General features: G+C 70.1%; 9 protein-coding genes and 1 riboswitch. Of the genes, 8 read left to right on the plus strand and 1 reads right to left on the minus strand.

The annotated features are described in order from the left end of the window. A partial coding sequence (locus IH13_RS45340) for a hypothetical protein (RefSeq protein ID WP_234433479.1) occupies positions 1-202 on the minus strand: 202 nt, incomplete at its 3' end. 278 nt (positions 203-480) lie between these two features. On the opposite strand from IH13_RS45340, the gene rpsB reads away from it, so the two are divergent. The 8 genes from rpsB to IH13_RS0133185 all read left to right on the plus strand — a co-directional run. Continuing rightward, on the plus strand, positions 481-1,398 hold the full coding sequence (gene rpsB, locus IH13_RS0133150; RefSeq protein WP_031090324.1) for a 30S ribosomal protein S2: 918 nt from the start codon (positions 481-483) through the stop codon (positions 1,396-1,398). Positions 1,399-1,471: 73 nt separating this feature from the next. Next, a complete protein-coding gene (tsf, locus tag IH13_RS0133155) occupies positions 1,472-2,308 on the plus strand; it encodes a translation elongation factor Ts (protein ID WP_031090326.1) in 837 nt (278 codons plus the stop codon). A gap of 157 nt (positions 2,309-2,465) precedes the next feature. Then, positions 2,466-3,242 carry a UMP kinase gene (pyrH, locus tag IH13_RS0133160; RefSeq protein ID WP_031090328.1) on the plus strand — a complete coding sequence of 259 codons (777 nt, stop codon included), beginning with the start codon at positions 2,466-2,468 and terminating at the stop codon, positions 3,240-3,242. A 115-nt stretch (positions 3,243-3,357) separates the two neighbouring features. Beyond that, positions 3,358-3,915 (plus strand): ribosome recycling factor, encoded by a 558-nt coding sequence (gene frr, locus IH13_RS0133165; RefSeq protein ID WP_031090330.1) that lies wholly within the window; start codon positions 3,358-3,360, stop codon positions 3,913-3,915. Beyond that, on the plus strand, positions 3,915-5,003 hold the full coding sequence (locus tag IH13_RS0133170; RefSeq protein ID WP_031090332.1) for a phosphatidate cytidylyltransferase: 1,089 nt from the start codon (positions 3,915-3,917) through the stop codon (positions 5,001-5,003). Before frr ends, IH13_RS0133170 begins: the two co-directional genes overlap by 1 nt. A gap of 207 nt (positions 5,004-5,210) precedes the next feature. Then, the gene (gene rlmN, locus IH13_RS0133175) at positions 5,211-6,317 is read left to right on the plus strand and encodes a dual-specificity RNA methyltransferase RlmN (protein ID WP_031090334.1); all 1,107 of its coding nucleotides are present in this window, start codon (positions 5,211-5,213) and stop codon (positions 6,315-6,317) included. 78 nt (positions 6,318-6,395) lie between these two features. Beyond that, positions 6,396-6,512, plus strand: a riboswitch (TPP riboswitch). 71 nt (positions 6,513-6,583) lie between these two features. Then, positions 6,584-7,678: a thiamine ABC transporter substrate-binding protein gene (locus IH13_RS0133180; RefSeq protein WP_031090335.1), complete on the plus strand. Its 1,095-nt coding sequence runs from the start codon at positions 6,584-6,586 to the stop codon at positions 7,676-7,678. Between the two features lie 56 nt (positions 7,679-7,734). Further along, positions 7,735-8,856, plus strand: a 1,122-nt coding sequence (locus IH13_RS0133185; RefSeq protein WP_031090337.1) for an ABC transporter permease, incomplete at its 3' end; no start/stop codon positions are given.

An 8,856-nucleotide genomic window follows, 5' to 3' on the forward strand; every position in this document is an offset into this window, starting at 1 on the left:
GGGCCGGGCCCCCGGCCGCCGCGGTCAGCGCCCAGACCAGCAGCATCACCGCCAGGACCCCCGGGCCCCGCCGGCGCCCGCTCCGGAGACCGCACGGCGCGGACGGCGCGCGCCGGCGTCCGCCCGCCCCCGCGCGCGCCGGGGGAGCTACGGAGGCGCCGCACCGGCCCCGGCCCGCCGTCACCTCGGGTGTTCGTCGCATGACGCAACGATGCCCTCGGTCGCGGCTCCCGTGGGGGTGACGGCCCGGATCTGTGGACGACCGAGCGGTTGTGGACATCGCCGTCACCCGGCACCCGGCCGGTCCCGTACACTTCTTCTGGCGATCCGGGTCACCGGGTCGACTTCGCACGCCCCGCCACCTCCCTCTCAGCGGACGGTGGCCGCGCTCCTCGGTCCCTCGTGGCACGGCGCGTAGGGGCGTCAGGCGCGAGCGCAATCCTGCGCTCGCGACAACCGAGCACCTCAAGGAGTACGGCCATGGCCGTCGTCACGATGCGGGAGCTGCTGGAAAGCGGCGTCCACTTCGGTCACCAGACCCGCCGTTGGAACCCGAAGATGAAGCGCTTCATCTTCACCGAGCGCAACGGCATCTACATCATCGACCTGCTCCAGTCGCTGTCGTACATCGACCGCGCCTACGAGTTCGTCAAGGAGACCGTCGCGCACGGCGGCTCCATCATGTTCGTGGGTACCAAGAAGCAGGCCCAGGAGGCCATCGCCGAGCAGGCGACGCGGGTCGGCATGCCGTACGTCAACCAGCGTTGGCTCGGTGGCATGCTCACCAACTTCTCCACCGTCTACAAGCGCCTTCAGCGTCTGAAGGAGCTCGAGCTCATCGACTTCGAGGACGTGGCCGCCTCCGGCCTCACCAAGAAGGAGCTCCTGGTCCTCTCCCGCGAGAAGGCCAAGCTGGAGAAGACCCTCGGTGGTATCCGCGAGATGCAGAAGGTGCCGAGCGCCGTCTGGATCGTCGACACCAAGAAGGAGCACATCGCCGTCGGTGAGGCGCGCAAGCTCCACATCCCGGTCGTCGCGATCCTCGACACCAACTGCGACCCCGACGAGGTCGACTACAAGATTCCGGGCAACGACGACGCGATCCGCTCCGTCACCCTGCTCACCCGCGTGATCGCCGACGCCGTCGCCGAGGGCCTCATCGCCCGCTCCGGTGCCGCCACCGGCGACTCGAAGCCGGGCGAGAAGGCCGCCGGCGAGCCGCTCGCCGAGTGGGAGCGTGACCTGCTCGAGGGCGAGAAGAAGGACGACGCGGAGGTCCAGTCCTCCGTCGAGACCGAGAAGGACGCCGCCGCCGACGCCCAGCCGGCCGCCGTCGCCGCCGAACAGGCCGAGGCCCCCGCCGCCGAGGCTCCGGCCGCGGACGCCGAGCAGGCCTGACACCCGTCACACAGGCACCGCCCCCGCCGTTGCCCCGTAGATCTTTCAGACTTCGAGAGAGAAACCCAGACTCATGGCGAACTACACCGCCGCCGACGTCAAGAAGCTCCGTGAGCTCACCGGCGCCGGCATGATGGACTGCAAGAAGGCGCTCGACGAGGCCGACGGCAACGTCGACAAGGCCGTCGAGGCGCTCCGTATCAAGGGTCAGAAGGGCGTCGCCAAGCGCGAGGGCCGTTCCGCCGAGAACGGTGCCGTCGTCTCCCTGATCTCCGACGACAAGACCTCCGGCGTCCTGCTCGAGCTGAAGTGCGAGACGGACTTCGTCGCCAAGGGCGAGAAGTTCCAGGCCGTCGCCAACACGCTCGCCGCGCACGTCGCCGCGACCTCCCCGGCCGACCTGGAGACGCTGCTCGCCTCCGAGATCGAGGCCGGCAAGACCGTCCAGGCGTACGTGGACGAGGCCAACGCCAACCTCGGCGAGAAGATCGTCCTGGACCGCTTCGCGCAGTTCGACGGCGGTTTCGTGGCCGCGTACATGCACCGCACGATGCCCGACCTCCCGCCGCAGGTCGGCGTCCTTGTCCAGCTGGACAAGGAGAACGCCGAGGTCGCCAAGGACGTCGCGCAGCACATCGCCGCCTTCGCCCCGAAGTACCTCAACCGCGACGAGGTCCCGGCCGAGACGGTCGAGAACGAGCGTCGCGTCGCCGAGGCCACCTCGCGTGAGGAGGGCAAGCCCGAGGCCGCCCTCCCGAAGATCGTCGAGGGTCGCGTCAACGGCTTCTTCAAGGAGGTCGTCGCTCTCGAGCAGGCCTTCGCGAAGGACAACAAGAAGTCGGTCCAGAAGGTTCTGGACGAGGCCGGCGTCAGCCTGACGCGCTTCGCGCGCATCAAGGTCGGCATCTGAGTCCGTCCGCGTACAACGGCAGACCCGGTAGGGTCTGGTGCAGTCGTCGGCCGCACCATGCCGGACGACCGCAGATCTGACGAGGAGGCCATTGCCACGGAGGGACGACAGACCCACCGGCAATGGCCTTCTTCGTATGTGCACGAGGAGATTTCCCATGAACAACGGCGCGGACGCCACCCAGGGTGACCACAAGCGCGACGACGGCAAGGTGCCCGGACGCTTCATGCTGAAGCTGTCCGGCGAGGCGTTCGCCGGTGGCGGAGGTCTGGGCGTCGACCCCGACGTCGTACACGCCATCGCCCGCGAGATCGCCGCAGTCGTACGCGACGGTGCCCAGATCGCGATCGTCATCGGCGGAGGCAACTTCTTCCGCGGCGCCGAGCTCCAGCAGCGCGGCATGGACCGGGCGCGGTCCGACTACATGGGCATGCTCGGCACGGTCATGAACTGCCTGGCACTGCAGGACTTCCTGGAGAAGGAAGGCATCGACTCACGCGTCCAGACCGCCATCACCATGGGGCAGGTCGCGGAGCCCTACATCCCGCTGCGTGCCGTGCGGCACCTGGAGAAGGGACGCGTCGTCATCTTCGGCGCCGGCATGGGGATGCCGTACTTCTCCACCGACACCACCGCCGCTCAGCGCGCCCTGGAGATCGACGCCGAGGCGCTGCTCATGGGCAAGAACGGGGTGGACGGGGTCTACGACTCCGACCCGCGCACCAACCCGGACGCGGTGAAGTTCGACGCGCTGGAGTACGGCGAGGTGATCGCCCGCGACCTCAAGGTCGCCGACGCCACCGCCATCACCCTCTGCCGTGACAACGAACTGCCGATCCTCGTCTTCGAGCTGACCACGGAGGGCAATATCGCCCGGGCGGTCAAGGGTGAGAAGATCGGCACGCTGGTGAGCGACGAGAGCACCCGGGCCTGACGGCCCACAGGATGGACAACGGCCTGCCGGTCGGACACCGTGCAGGTGAGGACGCGACGCAGGATCCGCAGGGCCCGACGATGCCGGGCCCACCCAAGACACGCAGGAGCACGTGGTGATCGAAGAAATCCTCCTCGAGGCCGAGGAGAAGATGGAGAAGGCCGTCGTCGTCGCCAAAGAGGACTTTGCCGCGATCCGTACCGGCCGTGCGCACCCGGCGATGTTCAACAAGATCGTCGCCGACTACTACGGCGCGCTGACCCCGATCAACCAGCTGGCCTCGTTCTCGGTCCCCGAGCCGCGGATGGCGGTGGTGACCCCGTTCGACAAGACCGCTCTGCGCAACATCGAGCAGGCGATCCGCGACTCCGACCTCGGCGTCAACCCGAGCAACGACGGCAACATCATCCGCGTGAGCTTCCCGGAGCTCACGCAGGACCGCCGCAAGGAGTTCATCAAGGTCGCCAAGAACAAGGCCGAGGACTCCAAGATCTCGATCCGCTCCGTCCGCCGCAAGGCCAAGGAGTCGCTGGACAAGCTCGTCAAGGACAAGGAGTCCGGGGAGGACGAGGTCCGCCGTGCGGAGAAGGAGCTCGACGACACCACCGCCAAGTACGTCGCCCAGGTGGACGAGCTGCTGAAGCACAAGGAAGCCGAGCTGCTCGAAGTCTGATGAACGACTCCTCCTGGGGCGCCCCGCAGGGAGCCGGATACCGGGGCGCGCCCGAGATGGGGGCCGCCCCGGCGGGTCCCGCCCACGATGTGCACGGCGCCCAGCAGACTCGGCCCATGCCCATCGTGCCGGACCTTCCCGACGAAGGTAGAGACACCGACGACCTCGACGGCAGGAACGGGGACGCCACGCACGTCGGCGGCCCCCTGTTCCGTGACGAGAAGCCGCAGGAGCCCATGTCCCCCCCGTCGCCACCACCCCCGCCGCAGAAGAAACGCGCGGGGCGTGACCTGCGCGCCGCCATAGGGGTCGGCGTGGGGCTCGGCGCCGTCGTCATCGGCTCGCTCTTCGTGGTGAAGGCCGTCTTCGTCGGCGTGGTCGTGGTGGCGGTGGTGGTCGGGCTCTGGGAGCTGACCTCCCGCCTCAAGGAGCGCAAGGGCATCGACGCCCCCCTCGTCCCGCTCGCGGTCGGCGGCGCCGCCATGGTGGTCGCCGGCTACGTGCGGGGTGCGGAGGGCGCCTGGATCGCCATGGCGCTCACCGCCCTCGCGGTGCTCGTGTGGCGGATGGCACAGCCGCCCGAGAACTACCTCAGGGACGTCACGGCAGGCGTCTTCGCGGTGTTCTACGTGCCGTTCCTCGCCACGTTCGTCTCCATGATGCTGACGGCGGACGACGGTGCCTGGCGGGTGCTGACCTTCCTGCTGCTCACCGTGGTCAGTGACACCGGTGCCTACGCGGTGGGCTGGCGCTTCGGCAGGCACAAGCTCGCCCCCCGCATCAGCCCCGGCAAGACCCGCGAGGGGCTCTTCGGGGCGGTCACCTTCGCGATGGTGGCCGGTGCGCTGTGCATGCAGTTCCTGATCGACGGCGGCAGCTGGTGGCAGGGGCTGCTGATGGGGCTCGCGGTGGCGGCCAGCGCCACCCTCGGAGACCTCGGCGAGTCCATGATCAAGCGTGACCTCGGGATCAAGGACATGGGCACCCTGCTGCCCGGCCACGGCGGCATCATGGACCGGCTCGACTCACTGCTGCCGACCGCGCCGATCGTCTGGCTGCTGCTGGTGGTGTTCGTCGGAGCCGGCTGAACCGCCGCTCCAACCGGACCGTACGAGGGCCTCCCGCTCCTGGAGCGGGGGGCCCTCGCGGCGTGTGCGGAGACCGCGCCCGCCCGGGGCCCGGGGCCGTCGGCCCGGCCCCGGCCGGTCCCAGCGGCACCGCGCCGGCCGGGCCCCGAGGCGCCGAGCCGTCGGCGGCCCGGAGTACCGCGGCGTGTCTGCGACACTGGAGGAACCATGCCTAAGCCCGGAGAACTCACTTTCGTCGCGCCCCGCGGAGCCAAGAGGCCCCCGCGGCACCTCGCCGACCTCACGCCCGACGAGCGCAAGGAGGCCGTCGCCGCGATCGGCGAGAAGCCGTTCCGCGCCAAGCAGCTGTCGCAGCACTACTTCGCGCGGTACGCGCACGACCCGGCCGAGTGGACCAACATCCCCGCCGGATCACGGGACAAGCTCGCCGAGGCGATGTTCCCCGACCTGATGTCCGTGGTGCGTCACATCAGCTGTGACGACGACACCACCCGCAAGACCCTGTGGAAGCTGCACGACGGGACCCTCGTCGAGTCCGTCCTGATGCGGTACCCGGACCGGGTGACCATGTGCATCTCGTCCCAGGCCGGCTGCGGGATGAACTGCCCGTTCTGCGCGACCGGCCAGGCGGGTCTCGACCGCAACCTGTCCACCGCCGAGATCGTCCACCAGATCGTGGACGGCATGCGCGCCCTGCGCGACGGCGAGGTCCCGGGCGGCCCCGCCCGGCTGTCCAACATCGTCTTCATGGGCATGGGTGAGCCGCTGGCCAACTACAAGCGGGTCGTCGGGGCGATCCGCAGGCTGACGGACCCGGAGCCGGACGGGCTCGGGCTCTCGCAGCGCGGCATCACCGTCTCCACGGTGGGTCTGGTCCCGGCCATGCTGCGCTTCGCCGACGAGGGGTTCAAGTGCCGCCTCGCGGTCTCGCTGCACGCCCCCGACGACGAGTTGCGCGACACCCTCGTCCCCGTGAACACGCGCTGGAAGGTCCGGGAGGTCCTGGACGCGGCATGGGAGTACGCCGAGAAGTCCGGCCGCCGGATCTCCATCGAGTACGCGCTGATCCGTGACATCAACGACCAGGCATGGCGGGGCGACCGGCTGGGCCGGTTGCTCAAGGGCAAGCGGGTGCACGTCAACCTCATCCCGCTGAACCCGACGCCCGGCTCCAAGTGGACCGCCTCGCGGCCCGAGGACGAGAAGGCGTTCGTGGAGGCCATCGCGGCCCACGGCGTGCCGGTGACCGTCCGGGACACCCGCGGCCAGGAGATCGACGGGGCCTGCGGGCAGCTGGCGGCCGCCGAGCGCTGAGAAGGGCGGGCCGGGGCGAATCGATCCGGCCAACGAGGCGATTTCCGACCGGTGTAGCCTGGCCGGGACATCAACTTCATATTCCGACAGGGGAGCGCCACAGCGCTGAGAGTGCGGCACCGAGGACCGGTCGTCCGCAGACCCTCTGAACCTCGCCCGGGTCATTCCGGGTAGGAAGTTCGGACCTTACTCAAGCTGTTGCGCCCTGCCCGCTCCCGGAGCGGGCAGGGCCGCGTCTCTTCCTGGTCACCCCCAGGAGGAATCACATGAACACCACCACGAGGTACGCGGCGACGGCACTCGCCGCCGCGCTCGGCGTCACCGTGCTGGCGGGCTGCGGCACGGACGGCGACGACTCCGGCTCCGGCCCTTCCGGCGGCTCCAGGACCGTGACCCTGGTGAGCCACGACTCCTTCGACGTCTCGGACGCCGTCCTCAAGGCGTTCACCAAGGAGACCGGCTACACGGTCAAGGTGCTCAAGAGCGGTGACGCGGGGGCCGCGCTCAACCAGGAGATCCTGACCAAGGGCTCCCCGCGCGGCGACGTCTTCTTCGGCGTCGACAACACCCTGCTCTCCCGCGCCCTGGACAACGGGCTGTTCACGCCGTACGAGGCGAAGGGCCTCGACCGGGTCGCCGCCGACGTCCAGCTGGACGCCGGCAAGCACCGCGTCACGCCCGTGGACACCGGCGACATCTGCGTCAACTACGACAAGAAGTACTTCGCCGACAAGAAGCTCGACCCGCCGAAGACCTTCGACGACCTGCTGAAGCCCGCCTACAAGAACCTCCTCGTCACCGAGAACGCCGCCACCTCCTCGCCCGGCCTCGGCTTCCTCCTCGGCACCGTCGCCACGCACGGCGACAGCGGTTACCAGGACTACTGGAAGAAGCTGAAGAGCAACGGCGTCAAGGTCGTCGACGGCTGGGAGCAGGCGTACAACGAGGAGTTCTCCGGCTCCGCGGGCGGCAAGAAGGCGGGCGGCGACCGGCCGCTCGTCGTCTCGTACGCCTCCAGCCCGCCCGTCGAGGTGCTGTACGCCGACCCGCGGCCCACCGAGGCGCCCACCGGGGTCGCCACCGGGACCTGCTTCCGCCAGATCGAGTTCGCCGGGCTGCTCGACGGCGCGAAGAACGAGGCGGGCGGCAAGGCGCTGCTGGACTTCCTGATCGGCAAGCGGTTCCAGGAGGACCTGCCGTTGAAGATGTTCGTGAACCCGGTCGCGAAGGACGCGAAGCTGCCCGAGCTCTTCACGAAGTTCGGCGCGGCGCCCGAGAAGCCCGCGACGGTGGCCCCCGACAAGATCGCCGAGCACCGTGAGCAGTGGGTCCGGTCATGGTCCTCGATCGTCGTGAAGTAGTCACGCCCGCCGCGCGCCGGCGCGGGCGACGGGACGGCGCGGTGCGGCTCGCCCTGATGGCCGTGCCCGTCGCCTTCTTCGCGCTGTTCTTCGCCTACCCCGTCGCGGCCATCGTCGGCCGCGGCCTGAAGGCGGACGGCGCCTGGCAGTTCGGCCGGGCCGGTGAGGTGCTGAGCCGGCCGGACCTGCTGGACGTCCTGTGGTTCACCACCTGGCAGGCGCTCGCCTCGACCGCGCTCACCCTGCTGATCGCGCTGCCCGGCGCCTATGTCTTCGCCCGCTTCGACTTCCCCGGCAAGCAGGTGCTGCGGGCCGTCGTCACCGTGCCGTTCGTCCTGCCCACCGTGGTCGTCGGCACGGCGTTCCTGGCGCTGCTGGGCCGCGGAGGCCTGCTCGACGACCTCTGGGGCGTACGGCTGGACACGACCGTGTGGGCGATCCTGCTCGCCCATGTGTTCTTCAACTACGCGGTCGTCGTACGGACCGTCGGCGGCCTCTGGGCGCAGCTGGACCCCCGGCAGGAGGAGGCCGCCCGGGTGCTCGGCGCCGGACGCCTCGCCGCCTGGCGGCGGGTGACCCTGCCGGCGCTCGCCCCGGCGGTGGCCGCCGCGGCCCTGATGGTCTTCCTCTTCACCTTCACCTCCTTCGGCGTCGTCCAGATCCTCGGCGGTCCCTCCTACTCCACGCTCGAGGTCGAGATCTACCGGCAGACCGCCCAGCTGCTCGACCTGCCGACGGCCGCCGTGCTGACCCTCGTCCAGTTCGTGGCGGTCGGCGCGATCCTCGCCGTGCACGCCTGGACCGTGCGGCGCCGGGAGACGGCTCTGCGGCTGGTCGATCCGGCGCAGACCGCCCGCCGGCCACGCGGTGCGGGGCAGCGCGCCGTGCTCGGCGGGGTCCTGCTGACCGTCGCGCTGCTGGTCGTGCTGCCCCTCGGCGTCCTGGTCGAGCGCTCCTTCGACACCTCCGGCGGTTACGGCCTCGGCTTCTACCGGGCGCTCCAGTCCGCCGACGCGAGCGGTTCCACCTTCCTGGTGCCCCCGCTGGAGGCCATCGGCAACTCGCTGCGGTACGCGCTCGCCGCGACCGCCATCGCCCTGGTGATCGGCGGACTGGCAGCCGCCGCCCTCACCCGGCGGGCCGGGCGGCTGGTACGCGGCTTCGACGCGCTGCTGATG

Origin of the sequence: Streptomyces sp. NRRL WC-3549, from assembly GCF_000721935.1 — a bacterium.
In the GTDB taxonomy this organism is placed as follows: Bacteria; Actinomycetota; Actinomycetes; order Streptomycetales; family Streptomycetaceae; genus Streptomyces.